This is a genomic window from Streptomyces flavofungini (assembly GCF_041028215.1).
Classification (GTDB): domain Bacteria; phylum Actinomycetota; class Actinomycetes; order Streptomycetales; family Streptomycetaceae; genus Streptomyces; species Streptomyces flavofungini_B.
This window is the reverse complement of record NZ_JASKYR010000074.1, coordinates 1-14,708: the sequence shown is the minus strand read 5'-3', so window position 1 is coordinate 14,708 and position 14,708 is coordinate 1. Positions and strand designations below refer to the sequence as shown.

Below are 14,708 nucleotides of genomic sequence, written 5' to 3'. Positions count from 1 at the left end.
GGACTGTGACCAGAGCACGACGGCCGCGGGGCCCGTGCGCCGCACGCAGGCGGCGAGCGCGTCGGCGGGRACGCAGCCGCCCAGCATGCGGGTGGGCACACCGGACTGGCGCAGCGCGGCGTTGAGCGCCTCCAGGGGCAGGGTGTGCTGCTCGCCGGGCGCGCAGGCCAGCACGACGGGGCCCGGGTGCGGGGGCGGCCCGGTGCGCGGAGCGAGCAGTGAGGCGCCGCGCAGCGTGGTGGAGACGTGCCAGGACAGCAGGTGCTCGACTTCCACATAGCGGTCGTCGGACAGCTCCCACTTGCGTCCCGCCGCCCGCAGCGTGGGCACCATGACCTCCTCCCAGGCCGGGATCAGGCCGATTGCGCCCACCAGTGTGTTCAGCCGGTCCTCGACCTCGTCGGCGTCCAGGCGCAGGGCCGCCCTGGCGAGGCCCCGGCCCTCGCGCCGCAGGTCCGGCGCGGGCGGCACGGGCGGCACGGGACGCGGAGCGCTGTGCCGTTGCGGCCCGCCGACCCCTACCGCCCACTCCGTGTCCACCTGGTCATCGGCGGCATGGCGGCCGTGCTTGTCCTGGCGGCCCTCGGCAGCATGGCGGCGGTGCTTGACCAGGCGGGCCGCCTCGGCGGGCGGGATGCCGCTGGAGGTGAGGCGGCACATGTACTCCAGCATGGCGACGTCCCGCGGGGACCAGCGGCGGTGCTGTCCCTGAGCGCGTTCGGCGGGGCCCAGGCCATAACGGCGGTCCCAACTGCGCAGCGTGGTGGGGGCCACCCCCAGCAGCCGGGCCACGGCGCCCGAGGTCAAGGAGGCGAGGAGATCCTCCGATCCGCCCGGGACGGTTGAATCGTCCATTCCCTCACAATACGACGCAGAAGCGGTGCGCGTTGCCGCGGCGCCCGGCGATGACGGGATCGGACGACAGAGCATCCATTGTGCGGCCGACGCGCCGACGGCAGGACAGCAGCCCGATCTCCCTCTGTGGTCGACCTCTTGACCTGCGTGAACCAAGTCATTAGGTTGCGATGACTACTGACGGACCCATGGCATCGAAGGAGGCGACCAGCGGATGTACACCAGCTCCGATCTCGGTCGCCTCGCCCAGTGCACCGCCTGGGTTCCGGGTCGTATCGCGCACGGCTGCTGAGCGCGCTGATCTGATGTGCCCTTCGCGGCACTCCTCCAGGCTTTCCGCCACCTTCTTCCGGCACGTCGCTGCCGTATGCCCTTGGGCGCCCGCTTTCTCGGCGAGGCGCGTCTGAACACAGAAAGCTGCCTGAAAATTGGCGAACATGACATCGACCGATCACGCACCGGAACGGCTGCCCGGCACGGCAGAGGCACATACGGCAGAGGCACGTACGGCAGAGGTCCGGCTGACGGTCAACGGCACCAAGACGCCGCTCTCGCCGGCCGCGCCGCACACCACGGCGCTTGATTTCCTGCGCGCACGTGGCCTGACCGGCACCAAGGAGGGCTGCGCCGAGGGTGAGTGCGGTGCCTGCTCGGTCATGGTGGCCCGCCCCGGCGTGAACAAGCCCACCGACTGGGTCGCGGTCAACGCCTGCCTGGTCCCGGCCGCGGCACTCGACGGCCAGGAGATCATCACCTCCGAGGGGCTCGCGACGCCGGGTGACCCGGGCACGATGCCCTCCCTGCACCCGGTGCAGGAGGAGATGGCGGTCCGCGGCGGCTCGCAGTGCGGGTACTGCACGCCGGGATTCATCTGCAGCATGGCCGCGGAGTACTACCGTCCGGGACGCTGCGAGCACACGCCGGAAACCGCGGCCACCGTGGAATCCGACGCGGACGAGGACCCCGGCCACGGTGCCGTCCACGACGCCGAACACGGGTCGAACGGCTTCGACCTGCACGCGCTGAGCGGCAACCTCTGCCGCTGTACGGGCTACCGCCCCATCCGCGACGCCGCGTTCGCCGTGGGCGCGCCCGAAGGCGACGACCCCCTGGCCCAGCGGCGCGAGCAGCTGCCGCCCGCACCGGTCGCCACCGAATACACCCGGGACGGCAGTACGTTCCTGCGCAAGAACACGCTGGCCGAGACACTGGCGGTGCTGCGCGAGCGGCCCGACGCCGTCGTGGTCGCGGGCTCCACCGACTGGGGCGTCGAGGTCAACATCCGCTCCCGCCGCGCTGATTGCGTCATCGCCGTCGACCGGCTGCCCGAACTGCGGGAACTACGCGTGGAGTCCGACCACATCGAGATCGGCGCGGCCCTCACCCTCACCGAGATCGAGCGCCGTCTCGACGGCGACATCCCGCTGCTCGCCGAGCTGTTCCCGCAGTTCGCCTCCCGGCTCATCCGCAACGGCGCGACCCTCGGCGGCAACCTGGGCACCGGCTCACCCATCGGTGACAGCCCGCCGGTGCTGCTCGCGCTGGAGGCCTCGCTGGTGCTCGCCGACGCCGACGGCGAGCGCGTGGTGCCGCTCGCGGAGTACTTCACCGGGTACCGGCAGAGCGTACGCCGGCCCGGCGAACTGATCAGGGCGGTGCGTGTGCCGCTGCCGCTGTCGCCGGTCACCGCCTTCCACAAGATCGCCAAGCGGCGCTTCGACGACATCTCCAGCGTGGCCGTCGCCTTCGCACTCGACGTCGAGGACGGCATCGTCCGCAAGGCACGCATCGGCCTGGGCGGCGTGGCCGCCACGCCGATCCGCTCCCTGGCCACCGAGGCCGCCCTGGAGGGCGAGCCGTGGACGGCGCGGACCGCCGAGGCCGCGGCCCGGGTCCTGCGCGGCGAGGGCACACCGATGAGCGACCACCGCGCCAGCGCCCTCTACCGTTCCGCGATGCTCGGCCAGAGCCTGCTCAAACTGTACGCACAGACCACCGAGGCGGTGTCGTCATGAGTCATCTCTCCCAGCGTCCGGAGAAGCCCGTCGTCGGCGTCTCCATGCCGCACGAGAGCGCCGTCCTGCACGTCACGGGCACCGCGCTCTACACCGACGACCTGGTCCAGCGGACCAAGGACGTGCTGCACGCCTACCCCGTACAGGTCATGAAGGCCCGCGGCAGGATCACCGCGCTGCGCACCGCGCCCGCACTCGCCGTGCCCGGCGTCGTCCGCGTACTGACCGGCGCCGATGTACCCGGCGTCAACGACGCGGGCATGAAGCACGACGAACCGCTCTTCCCCGACGAGGTGATGTTCCACGGCCACGCCGTCGCCTGGGTGCTCGGCGAGAGCCTGGAAGCGGCCCGCATCGGCGCCGCGGCCGTCGAGGTGGACCTGGAGGAACTGCCCTCCCTCATCACCCTGAAGGAAGCCATCGCTGCCGACAGCTACCACGGCGCACGGCCCCTGATGGAGACCGGCGACATCGACGCGGGCTTCGCCGACTCCGCCCACGTGCTCAGCGGCGAGTTCCAGTTCGCCGGGCAGGAGCACTTCTACCTGGAGACGCACGCCGCACTGGCCCAGATCGACGAGAACGGGCAGGTGTTCATCCAGAGCAGCACCCAGCACCCCTCGGAGACCCAGGAGATCGTCTCGCACGTGCTCGGCGTTCCCGCGCACGAGGTGACCGTGCAGTGCCTGCGCATGGGCGGCGGCTTCGGCGGCAAGGAGATGCAGCCCCACGGGTTCGCCGCCATCGCCGCACTCGGCGCCAAGCTCACCGGCCGACCGGTCCGCTTCCGCCTCAACCGGACCCAGGACCTGACCATGTCCGGCAAGCGGCACGGCTTCCACGCCACATGGAAGATCGGCTTCGACGCCGAAGGACGCATCCAGGCACTGGACGCCACCCTGGTCGCCGACGGCGGCTGGAGCCTTGACCTGTCCGAGCCGGTCCTCGCCCGGGCCCTGTGCCACATCGACAACACCTACTGGATTCCCAACGCCCGCGTGGCCGGGCGCATCGCCAGGACCAACACCGTCTCCAACACCGCCTTCCGCGGCTTCGGCGGCCCGCAGGGCATGCTGGTCATCGAGGACATCCTGGGCCGCTGCGCACCGCGCCTCGGCCTGGACCCCATGGAGCTGCGCGAGCGCAACTTCTACCGGCCAGGACAGGGCCAGACCACCCCGTACGGGCAACCCGTCACGCAGGCCGAGCGGATCTCCACGGTCTGGCAGCAGGTGCGGAAGGACGCCCGGGTCACCGACCGCAAGCAGGAGATCGACGCGTTCAACGCGACCCACCCGCACACCAAGCGGGCGCTCGCCATCACCGGCATCAAGTTCGGCATCTCCTTCAACCTCACCGCCTTCAACCAGGGCGGCGCACTGGTGCTGATCTACAAGGACGGCTCGGTCCTGATCAACCACGGCGGCACCGAGATGGGCCAGGGCCTGCACACCAAGATGATGCAGGTGGCGGCCACCACCCTGGGCATCCCGCTGCACAAGGTCCGCCTCGCGCCCACCCGTACCGACAAGGTCCCCAACACCTCGGCCACCGCCGCGAGCGCCGGCGCCGACCTCAACGGCGGGGCCATCAAGAACGCCTGCGAGCAACTGCGCGAACGCCTGCTCCAGGTGGCCGCCACCCAGCTCGGCGCCAACGCCTCCGACGTACGCATCGTCGAGGGCGTCGCACGCGCCCTGGACAGCGACAAGGAGGTGGACTGGGACGACCTGGTGCGCACCGCCTACTTCCAGCGGGTCCAGCTCTCGGCGGCGGGCTTCTACCGCACCGAAGGCCTGCACTGGGACGCGAAGTCCTTCCGCGGCTCACCGTTCAAGTACTTCGCCCACGGCGCCGCCGCGACCGAGGTGGAGGTCGACGGCTTCACCGGCGCCTACCGCATCCGGCGCGTGGACATCGTGCACGACGTCGGCGACAGCCTCTCCCCGATGATCGACATCGGACAGGTCGAGGGCGGCTTCGTCCAGGGCGCGGGCTGGCTCACCCTGGAGGACCTGCGCTGGGACACCAGCGACGGCCCCCACCGCGGCCGCCTCCAGACCCAGGCGGCGAGCACCTACAAGCTGCCGAGCTTCTCGGAGATGCCCGAGGAACTCAACGTCACGCTGCTGGAGAACGCCACCGAGGAAGGCGCCGTCTACGGTTCCAAGGCGGTCGGCGAGCCGCCGCTGATGCTCGCGTTCTCCGTACGCGAGGCGCTGCGCGAGGCCGCCGCCGCGTTCGGGCCGGACGGCGTCAGCGTCGAACTGGCCTCTCCCGCGACACCGGAAGCCGTGTACTGGGCGATCGAGGAGGCGCGCCGGGGCAATACGGGTCCTGAGGCGGTGCAGGAGCCGCAGCTGGCGGCGCGCGCGCTCGACGCACCGGTCAATGGCGAGGCGGCGGTCAACGGCCAGGCGGCGGTCAACGGGCAGCCCGTGAACGGTCAGGCGCCCGATGGCCGGGCGGCGACAGGACCGTCCCGGCCCGACACGGCAGCGTTGAACGGTGCCTAGCATGACGTGGGTCGCCGCGGTCGGGCGGTTGCGGGCACGCCGGGAGTCCGGCGTACTCGTGACCGTCGTGACCGTGCGCGGACACGCCCCGCGCGACGCCGGTGCGAAACTCGTCGTGGGGCACAGTGAGACATGGGGCTCGATCGGCGGCGGCAATGTGGAGGCCGTCTCCATCGACCGGGCCCGGGAGATGCTCGCCGCGGGCAAGGCGGAGCCGGAGCTGATGGATTTCGCCCTGAACGACAAGGTGACCAATCAGCACGGCGTGCAGTGCTGCGGCGGCACGGTCTCGGTGCTGCTCGAACCGCTGCCGGTGGTACGGGCGGTGGCCATCTTCGGCGTGGGGCACGTAGGCCTTGAACTGGCGCGCATCCTGGCCCGGCAGGACCTCGACCTCCATCTGATCGACAGCCGCTCGGACATGCTGACCCCGCAGCGCCTTGACGCGCTGTCGGACTCGGTCGCCCAGGTGCATGTGCATCACACGCCGCTGCTGCCCGAGGAGGTCTTGGAGGACCTGCCGCCCGGCACCCACATCCTGATCATGACCCACGATCACGCCGAGGACGCGGCCCTGTGCGACGCCGCCTTGCGCACCACCCACCTGGGCTCCGTCGGGCTGATCGGCTCGGCGGCCAAGTGGACACGCTTCCGCAAGCGCCTGGCCACCGAGGGCGGACACGACGACACCGCCATCGACCGGATCAAGACCCCGATCGGCCTGGCGGACATCACCGGCAAGGAACCGGCGACGATCGCGGTGAGCGTCGCGGCGGACCTGCTGCGGACGTTCGAGAGCGAGGGGGCCTGATACTGGGGCCTGGTTGGCCGACGTCCGCCATGCACGGAAGTCCGCCACACACGTAAGTCCGCCGGGCACGGAAGTCCGCCGGGCACCCAGGTCCGCCAGGCACCTCAGTCCGCCAGGCACCTCAGTCCGCCAGGCACCTCAGTCCTCCACGCACCTCAGTCCTCCATGCACCTCAGGGCCTGGCGGAAGTCGTCGAGGGCGGGGCCGAACTCGCAGGCGGCGATGCGGAAGGCCGACCGGTCGAGCAGGCTCCTGGCCAGGGCCCGGGACCCGTCGGCCGGATCGTGCTGGGACAGCTGTCGGGCCAGGCCCCCTCCTCGCCTCGCGAAGGGCCTGACGGCTGCCGAGACAGAGCTCCCTGACATCGGCCGACCATCGCATGGGCTCCGCACCCGAGGGCGGACGCGGTTCACCAGGGGCGGGCCGCTCGCTGTCGGCGCCGGAGAAGGCGACCATCACGGCCCGGAAGGCCGCGTCATAGCTGCTCGGCAGGCCCCCGGCCCACCGTCGTCGGCGGCTTCGGCGGAGCGTCCGGCGTCACGCAGAGCGGCGATCCACTCCAGGAGCGACCAGGCGAGCGCCCCGGAGCGAGAACCACCGGGCAGGAGCGCCGCGACCAGCTCGGTCATGGCGTCGGCGGCTTCTGCGTACCGGCCCTCCTCGGAGAGCCCGGCGGCCCACGCACCCAGCCCGCTGACCACGGACTCTCCGGACAGGGCGGCCTGGGCGCGGCCGATGGCGAGCATCTCGCCCGCATGGCCAGCCCTTCGGCGCGCCGCCCCCGGCTGTACAGCTCGCGTTGGCACGCGTCGAGGGCCTCGTACGGAGCGTCCGCGCGGGCGGGTTCGGCCGGTTCGATGGCCCGCCCGCGGCCACCACCTCCTCGCGCAGCGCGAGACAGTCAGGGTGCTTCTTCCCGGAGCTGATGCCGTAGCCCAGTCGTCGCAGCGCCCCGGCCAGGAGCGGCAGGTACGAGACAGGGCTGACCTGAGCGAGCACCCGGTAGGCATCGACTTCCTCGCGCGGCGTGCGGCGTCCCGAGGCCAGCAGTACGCTCCGGGCTCCGCATGATGTCGTCCACCAGCCCTGGACCCGATCATCAACCCCCACGTCATGTTGATCTCACGCTGGAAGTTGACGTACCCGGCGCGCCGGAAGGCCTTCGCCATCGGGTGGTTGCCGAGGTCGGTGGACGCACGGATGCGGGGGACCTCCTGCTCGGCGAGGACTCGGGTGCCCTCGGCCAGGAGGTCGTCGATATATCCGTGGCCGCGGTGCGAGGGCAGGACCGCGAGGTAGGCGATGATCGCGTTGTAGTCGTTGCGGGCCGGGACGACGAACCCCACCGGCTCTCCGTCCGGCAGCGTCGCGATGCGCCACCAGGCCCGCGGGCTCGCATAACGCGCCAGCTCGTCCCTGTAGTGCCGGAGGGCGGCTTCGTGCACGGACATGCGCGTCAGGTCGTCACGGCTGTGCGCGTCCAGCGTTCCTTCGAGAGCCGTGGCCATGAGAGCCACGAGTTCCTCGCCCTGGTCATCCCGGACCGGCCGGAAACGGAGACGCCCGCTGGGCTCGGGAACGGGTGACCCCGGGCGCCACTCCAGGCGCAGCCGTTCGACGAAGAGCTGGGCACCGGTCTGTACCAGAACCGTCATGCGGTCCTCGACGGTTCGCCTCGCCACCGCACTCTCACGCCAGTCCGCTGGCACGAAACGGCTGTACACGGGGCGAGGCGCACCGTCCGGGACGGTGGCGGCCATCGCGGTACGCAGAAGCCGCACCCCGATGTCCACGTGGCCGGAGCCCGGGGCGCTGTCGTCGATGTCGACGACATCCAGGATGAAGGGCGCGTCCCCGTCGGACCGGCTCCACCAGGCCGCCCTGGCCAGCAGACGGTCCCCCCGCAGGGCGACCCACATCCACTCCGGACGCCGCCGGCCTGCGGCAAGGTCGTCGGCGAGTTCGTCGTTGAGGACGTACGGCAGGCGGGAAAAGAGGCCGAGCTCTTCGGGTCCGGTGATCGGTCGTATGGCGAGGTCGTTCGTATTCACGTTCAAGGCAGTACGTCTATCCAAGCCGAGTGCCGTCCGCAAACGCTTATTGGGGCGCTGCCACCTTTACGGCTCCCGCAGCCGTGCCCGATGCCGCGCCTGGGTGCCGTACACCCAGGGAGCCCGCGTCCTGGTTGATGCCCCGGGCGCCGCCCAGACTCGGGTGAGGCGACGGGACGCGAAGCCGTCGAGCCGCTGCCAACGACTGCCCGGTGCCCCGCGAGCAGGGAGAAATGAGCAAGATGATGACACCAGACACCGCACCACGGCCTGCCGTCCCGGGTGACGACGCGTTGCGCGGCAAGGTGGCGATCGTGACCGGTGCCGCGCGAGGCGTCGGCAAGGCCACGGTCGCCTGGCTGCACGCCCGGGGGGTGCGCGTCGTGGCCGAGGACCTGCGGGCCGAGGTGGAGAAGCTGACCGATGAGTTCGACGGTGTCGTCACCCTGGTCGGGGACGTCGCCCGCGAGGAGACGGCGCTGCGGGCGGTGCGACTGGCCCGCCAGCGCTTCGGCGGCCCGGACATCCTGGTCAGCAACGCGGGGCGGTCCCTGAACAAGCCCTTCGTCGAGACCACGGCGGAGGACTGGGACGAGCTGATGGGCGTCAACGCCCGCGGCGCGTTCCTGCACGCCCGGGAGGCGTTCCGCGCCATGCGGGAGAACGGGCGAGGCGGTGCCATCGTCAGCGTCGGCTCCTACACCTGCACCGTCGGGCTGCCCGAAGGCTCCGCCTACACCGCGTCGAAGGGCGCCCTGGCCCAGCTCACGAAGGTCATCGCCCTGGAAGGCGGGCCCCACAACATTCGGGCCAACGTCGTGGCACCCGGTGTGATCGAGACCGACATGCTCGACAACATCCGCGACGACAGCCGCTCCTACCTGCGCTCCTTCGCCGGAGCGCACCCGCTGGGCCGGGTCGCGCAGCCGGAGGAGATCGCCGAGATCATCGGGTTCCTCGCCTCGGCGCGCTCCAGCTTCATGACCGGCGCGGTGGTGGCCGCCGACGGCGGCTTCACAGCGGCCTGACCGCCCACCCCTGTCTACCCACCCACCGCGTGGCGACCACGCTCACGCGAGCACTCACGAGCAATGAGGAAAGGCATCAACCGTGACCACACAACGACTCAGCGGCAAAGTCGCGCTGATCACCGGCGCGACGGGCGGAATCGGCGCGGCGACCGCCGAGCTGTTCGCCCGCGAGGGAGCCCGGCTGGTCCTCGCCGATGTCGCCGAGGAGGCGCTCGCAGCGCTGGCGCGGCGGATCGAGGAGACCGGCGGTCAGGCGGTGAGCGTGGTCCTTGACGTCTCCTCCGCCCGGCAGTGGGACGACGCGATCACCACCGTACGCGAACGGTTCGGCACACTCGACGTCCTCGTCAACTGCGCGGGCATCGTCGACTGGCCCGGCATCGAGGACACCCGGGAAGAGGCATGGGACCGGGTCATCGATGTCAACCAGAAGGGAACCTGGCTCGGGATGAGGGCCGCCATGCCCCTGCTCCGCGCCAACGGCAACGCCTCGGTGGTCAACACCTCGTCCGTCCTGGGCCTCGTGGGCAGCGGAGCGGCCGCCGCCTATCAGGCGTCCAAGGGCGCCGTGCGCCTGCTCAGCAAGACCGCCGCCGTCGAGTACGCCCGGCAGGGCGTACGGGTCAACTCGGTCCACCCCGGCGTCATCGCCACGCCGATGATCCAGGAGATCCTGGATGAGGAGGGCGACCGGCAGCCGGACATCGTGCGCACCCCCATGCGCCGCGCGGGCCGCGCCGAGGAGATCGCCGCGGCGATGCTGTTCCTCGCCGGAGACGAGTCCTCGTTCGTCACCGGTTCCGAGTTGGTGGTCGACGGTGGCCTGACCGCCCATTGACGGGCGGCGAGGCCGCCGATCACGGAGTGGTGGCCCGGATAGGTCGCCTACCTGTGGGAACTTACTGCACATGAACCACCACAACGGGCCGGACCGAGGCCATCAGCGCCCCGAGGGCGTCAGCGACGAGACCGTCGAAGCCCTGGGGGCGCTCTCCAAGGCACTGGAGACCACCGAGCGCGCACGCGGCCATCTCTACGCGTTCCACCAGTTGACCGGGGGCGCGGATCTGGAGCTCGACCGGGCGGTGGACCTGTTGCGGAAGGCCGGTCACGCGGACTGGGCCGACCGCATCCGGGATGAAGTCATCGGCCGCAACGTCATTCCGGGCCGCTGGACGTTCCAGATCGTCGAGGAGTACGACGGTTCGTACTACGAGCCTTTCAAGACCCTGGAACGGCAGGCGAGGGATGAGCTGGCGGAGGGGCGCGATCATCTCTACGAGGCCGAGATGAAGGAGTCGAGACGCAGCAAGGGGCACCCCGACCACACGGCCCACCCGTGAGCGTGAGCGGATGGGTCAGCGCACCACGCGGTAGCTGAGGTAGTGGATTCCGGAGTCGAAGGTGCGGGTCTCGGCGAGTTCGAGGTTCACCCGGCGCTCGCGCCGGGGGAAGAAGGGGATGCCGCCGCCTACCAGCACCGGGTAGATCCTGGCCCGGTACTCGTCGATCAGGTCCAGCGCGGCCGCCTCGGCGGCGAGCGTCGCGCCGCCGATCGCGATGTCGCCCTCGCCCGGCTCGGCCCGCACCCGCTCGATCTCCTCCGCAAGGCCATCGGAGGCCAGGCGGGCACTGCCCCGCACCGCCGACAGCGTGCGGGAGAACACCACTTTGGGGAGGGGGTTCCAGAGCCCGGCCCACTCACGATCCGCGTCGCTGAGCTCGGGGTCCTGGGCGGCGGTCTCCCAGTACAGCATCGTCTCGTACAGCCGCCGTCCCAGGAGGTGGACGCCGACCCCTCGGATCTCCTCGATCCAGGAGCGGAAGACGGATGCGTCCGGCTCCGTCCAGTCGAAGCCGCCGTCGGGCCCGACGATGTAACCGTCCAGGGAGACGTTCATCGAATAGGTCACGCTGCGCATCAGGTGTCCTCCTCGCCGCCGGGAGCCGACCGTATCGGCCGGTGTCAACGGTACGCCAGCACACGGCTGTTCGGTTCTGAGGGGCGCGCGGCGCACGAGGGGGGCGCTCGGGGATTTTACCGGCAAATGCATGATTGTCCGGTGGTCTACTTGGCCCAGACGTGCCTGCGGGAGGCACGGGCCAAGGAGGTACACGGGACATGACCACGCCCATCGTCACCGCACTGGCAATCTACGAAGCGGGCAAGAAAGCATACGAGGCGTACCAGGGCATCGTCGCCTTCGTCAGCCTCGGCAGCCACACTCCCACTCCCGAAGAGGAGATCCTGGCCAAGCTGGAGGTGCTGCACCAGGAATTCGCCGCCTTGCAGGGGCGGTTCGACGAGGTCCTTGAGGCGGTCAAGCAGGCGGTCAGGGTCGAGCAGCAGGCCTACGTCCTCAGTCTGCGGCGCGATCTGGACGGTCTGCGGGGGCGGGCCCGTACGGCCATGGACGAATTGAACGCCTGGATCGCCGACGGACGGAAGGACCCACTCCTGCGGTCCAACGCGGACAACAACGCGCGCCTCGCGGCCAACACCCTGCTGGAGGGTGACTCCTACTTCTACCGTCCGGACCCGGACTCCCCGGAGAGCGTCTTCGACCACCGGCTGGCCTACATCGCGTACGTCTATGTGCTGACCGTCCGGTTCGGCGTGATCGTCGGGCTCAACCCCCAGTACCGCGAGGACCGGCTGGCACGCGAGGAGCTGACCCGGCACGCGGTGCGCCTCGACTGGGTGTTCCAGCACGCCGACCAGGCCATCGAACCGCATACCGGCGGCGGCCCCGACGGCCGCGGCAGCTACTTCCTGGCCCATCAGTGCGTGGACCACATCACCGGCTACGACACGGGACACACCGAGGTCGGGTGGCGGCCGGGCGGACAGGCCGAGTACGACGACGCCCGGTCCTTCTACGCCGACGAGCTCCGCGCCGACATGCGGGTCAGGACGGGCCTGGCCAAACTCATGGGACTGCACGACACCGTGGCGCACTGGGCCAAGGACCCCCGCACACCCGGATGGACACCCTGGACCCCGGTGGAGGTCCCGGATGCCATCGTGTCCCTCGCCGCGGCATCGGACCGGCCGGGCCGCACCGTGCTGGTGTGGCGGGACCCGGACAAGGCACAACTGCGCACCACCTCCTACGACTCCACGGCCACCGCACCGGCCTGGAAACCGTCGGTGGCCATCAGCGCGGAGAACGCGGTGCGGGAAGAACCCACTCCGCGTGCCCTGTCCTCGGGGCCCGGCCTTGTCACCGTGGTCATGCGCGGCAAGGACGGCGGTATCTACGCCACGCGCACCGACCCCGCCCGGCCCAGCGGATGGCTGGATGCTCCGGTCAAGGTGAGCGGTGAGAACGCCGACGTCTCGTACGCCGAAGCCGCCGCGACACCGGGCATGGTCGTCGTGGTGTGGCGGGACAATGCCGCCGGCGCTTTGATGGCCGCCTTCCAGGACGCCAAAGGGGCCTGGGGGCCGCCGCAGGCCGCCGCCCCGGCAGGCTCGATCTCGCTGGGCTCCGACCTGACGGTGGCCTGTCCGTCGCCCGGGGTGGTACTGGCGGTGTGGACCATGGACGACCGCACGGTGCACTGCGTCATCTGCGATTCCCGTGCGGGCGGCGGGGCGTGGAGCGCGCCCGCGCAGATCGCGGAGTTCCCCGGCGGGGACTTCCCTTCGGCCATCCGCGCCCTGGGCACCGGCGACGGGACGGCCGATGTGGTCTGGCAGGGCCAGTTCGGAGCCATGTGGAACATCCACTACGACGGTGCCTGGAGCGCCCCTGTCGAGATCACTCCACAGCACCTCACCAAGTGGGGGGTGCCCTACGTGACTGTGCCCGCGGTCACCGACCAGCGGCGGCTCCACTGGTTCTGGCAGGGCCGCGACAGCCGCGTCCAGACCATCCACCGCGATGCCCAGCAGGCTCAGTGGTCGGCACCGCTCTGGCTCGGACAGCCGTGGTGGTCGTACTCCGAGATTGCCGCCGTCCCCTCGGCGCCCGGCAGTATCGCGCTCTACCGCGTCGATTTCGGCAGCGAGGCCGGCGACGTGCCAACGCTCCTGACCTGCTTTTACGACACGGCCACACCCACGGCGGCGACCCGGATCAAGGACGCGCGGGCTCTGGTGGCACGGGCCCAGGTCCTGTGGAATCTGCCAGGACCGGCCCGCGATGAAGCCAACGCCCGCGCGGGCGACGCGATCGCCGTGGCCCGCGAAGCGGCGGCCCTCGACCCCGGTTTCCGTGCGACCCTCGCGCAATGGCTGGTGTTCCCCACAGGCACGTATCTGATGGGCAGTGGCCGTCATGAGGACGCCATCGCGTGTATGGGGGAGGCGCTCGGTCTGTACGAGACGCTGATCCGGGAGGAACCCGGCTCTGGGGAACTCCTCTACCGCAAGGCGTGGACGCTGGTGAATCTGGCACAAGCCTTGTGGGGCAAGCCCGATCACCCCGCAGGCGTGCAGCGGGCCGTGGAGGCCGGCGACCTGCTCCGTCACCTCGCCACTGCCGAACCCAGTTACCGGGCCGGGCTCGCGCAGTGGCTGGTCTTCCCCGTGGGCACGTATCTGACGGGCAGCGGCCGTCACGACGATGCCATCGCACGGATGCGGGAGGCGCTCGGTCTCTACGAGACACTGATCCGTGAAGAGCCAGGCTCTGGGGAACTCCTCTACCGCAAGGCGTGGACGCTGGTGAATCTGGCCCAGGCCGTGTGGCACAAGCCCGACCACGACCAGGGCGCGCAGCGGGCCGTGGAGGCCACCGACCTGCTCCGCCATCTCGCGACCACCAACCCCGGACGGTATCGGGGAGGCCTTGGCGACTGGCTGATGTTTCCCACCGTCCCCTATCTGCGCCAGTCCGGCCGCCGGGAGCAGGCGCTCGCACGGGCGCGGGAAGCCGTGGACATCTACAGCGCGCTCAATGCCACAGATCCCGCCACGTACGGGCCGAAGCTTGCAGCGGCACAGAAGCTCGTCGCTGACATCCAGGCCGAGGCGCGGCCCGGTGGCCGACCCGGCTGACGGTTCAGTCTTCCGGCGTTTCCGCGCGCACCGCGGTGGCCAGCGCCGTGCCGTAGGCGCGTGATCCGGGGCCGTTCGGGTGCAGGGGGAAGGCGTCGCGGGTGGAGATGGCGCCCTCGATGAAGCGGTCGGCCGGGTCGGCGCACGAGTCGTGACCGGCGCCGATGGCGTTGGTGTCCACGAAGCCCGACCCGTCCCGCCGGGCCGCCGTGCGCAGCACCGTGTTCAGCTGGTCGATCCTGGCCTGGATGTAGTCGGCGTCCTCACCCCAGTAGGGCTGGCGGGGGAAGCAGCCGCCCGGCCGGAAGTACTTGCCGTAGCTCACGACGAAGACCCGGGCGTGTGGGGCGCGTCGGTGGATCGTGTCCAGGACGGTGTCGAACTGGGGGGCCCAGGCGGCGATGGCCTCGGCGTACTTGTCGGT

11 protein-coding genes and 1 pseudogene are annotated in these 14,708 nt (G+C 70.7%); 7 read left to right on the top strand and 5 right to left on the bottom strand.

Translation table 11 applies throughout. The features are described 5' to 3' along the window. A partial coding sequence (locus tag AB8Z36_RS08010; RefSeq protein ID WP_369212499.1) for a MerR family transcriptional regulator occupies positions 1-855 on the bottom strand: 855 nt, incomplete at its 3' end. A 437-nt stretch (positions 856-1,292) separates the two neighbouring features. Between AB8Z36_RS08010 and AB8Z36_RS08005 the strand changes: the two genes are divergently transcribed. The 3 genes from AB8Z36_RS08005 to xdhC are packed head-to-tail and all read left to right on the top strand — an operon-like array spanning position 1,293 to position 6,197. Next, on the top strand, positions 1,293-2,870 hold the full coding sequence (locus AB8Z36_RS08005) for a xanthine dehydrogenase small subunit (protein ID WP_369212498.1): 1,578 nt from the start codon (positions 1,293-1,295) through the stop codon (positions 2,868-2,870). Beyond that, positions 2,867-5,386 carry a xanthine dehydrogenase molybdopterin binding subunit gene (gene xdhB / locus AB8Z36_RS08000; RefSeq protein WP_369212497.1) on the top strand — a complete coding sequence of 840 codons (2,520 nt, stop codon included), beginning with the start codon at positions 2,867-2,869 and terminating at the stop codon, positions 5,384-5,386. The genes AB8Z36_RS08005 and xdhB overlap by 4 nt, the downstream gene beginning before the upstream one ends. Position 5,387: 1 nt before the next feature. Beyond that, positions 5,388-6,197, top strand: coding sequence for a xanthine dehydrogenase accessory protein XdhC (xdhC, locus tag AB8Z36_RS07995; RefSeq protein ID WP_369212496.1), 810 nt, complete (start codon positions 5,388-5,390; stop codon positions 6,195-6,197). A gap of 155 nt (positions 6,198-6,352) precedes the next feature. On the opposite strand, the gene AB8Z36_RS07990 is transcribed toward xdhC, so the two are convergent. Both AB8Z36_RS07990 and AB8Z36_RS07985 read right to left on the bottom strand, forming a co-directional pair. Next, positions 6,353-6,562 carry a hypothetical protein gene (locus AB8Z36_RS07990; RefSeq protein WP_369212495.1) on the bottom strand — a complete coding sequence of 70 codons (210 nt, stop codon included), beginning with the start codon at positions 6,560-6,562 and terminating at the stop codon, positions 6,353-6,355. A 741-nt stretch (positions 6,563-7,303) separates the two neighbouring features. Continuing rightward, positions 7,304-8,248, bottom strand: a pseudogene (locus tag AB8Z36_RS07985) (GNAT family N-acetyltransferase); the annotation flags it as partial. 245 nt (positions 8,249-8,493) lie between these two features. Here AB8Z36_RS07985 and AB8Z36_RS07980 point away from each other — a divergent pair. From AB8Z36_RS07980 to AB8Z36_RS07970, 3 genes are all read left to right on the top strand, one after another. Further along, positions 8,494-9,276, top strand: a complete 783-nt coding sequence (locus AB8Z36_RS07980) for an SDR family NAD(P)-dependent oxidoreductase (RefSeq protein WP_440581873.1) — start codon at positions 8,494-8,496, stop codon at positions 9,274-9,276. Positions 9,277-9,358: 82 nt separating this feature from the next. Further along, on the top strand, positions 9,359-10,117 hold the full coding sequence (locus tag AB8Z36_RS07975) for an SDR family NAD(P)-dependent oxidoreductase (protein WP_369212493.1): 759 nt from the start codon (positions 9,359-9,361) through the stop codon (positions 10,115-10,117). Between the two features lie 70 nt (positions 10,118-10,187). Continuing rightward, on the top strand, positions 10,188-10,622 hold the full coding sequence (locus tag AB8Z36_RS07970) for a hypothetical protein (protein WP_369212492.1): 435 nt from the start codon (positions 10,188-10,190) through the stop codon (positions 10,620-10,622). Between the two features lie 15 nt (positions 10,623-10,637). Here the strand turns inward: AB8Z36_RS07970 and AB8Z36_RS07965 are convergent, their stop codons facing one another. Then, positions 10,638-11,201 carry a dihydrofolate reductase family protein gene (locus tag AB8Z36_RS07965; RefSeq protein WP_369212491.1) on the bottom strand — a complete coding sequence of 188 codons (564 nt, stop codon included), beginning with the start codon at positions 11,199-11,201 and terminating at the stop codon, positions 10,638-10,640. A 200-nt stretch (positions 11,202-11,401) separates the two neighbouring features. Here AB8Z36_RS07965 and AB8Z36_RS07960 point away from each other — a divergent pair, with 200 nt between their 5' ends. Further along, positions 11,402-14,284 carry a tetratricopeptide repeat protein gene (locus AB8Z36_RS07960; protein ID WP_369212490.1) on the top strand — a complete coding sequence of 961 codons (2,883 nt, stop codon included), beginning with the start codon at positions 11,402-11,404 and terminating at the stop codon, positions 14,282-14,284. Positions 14,285-14,288: 4 nt separating this feature from the next. On the opposite strand, the gene AB8Z36_RS07955 is transcribed toward AB8Z36_RS07960, so the two are convergent. Continuing rightward, on the bottom strand, positions 14,289-14,708 hold a 420-nt coding region (locus AB8Z36_RS07955; protein ID WP_369212489.1), incomplete at its 5' end, for a GDSL-type esterase/lipase family protein.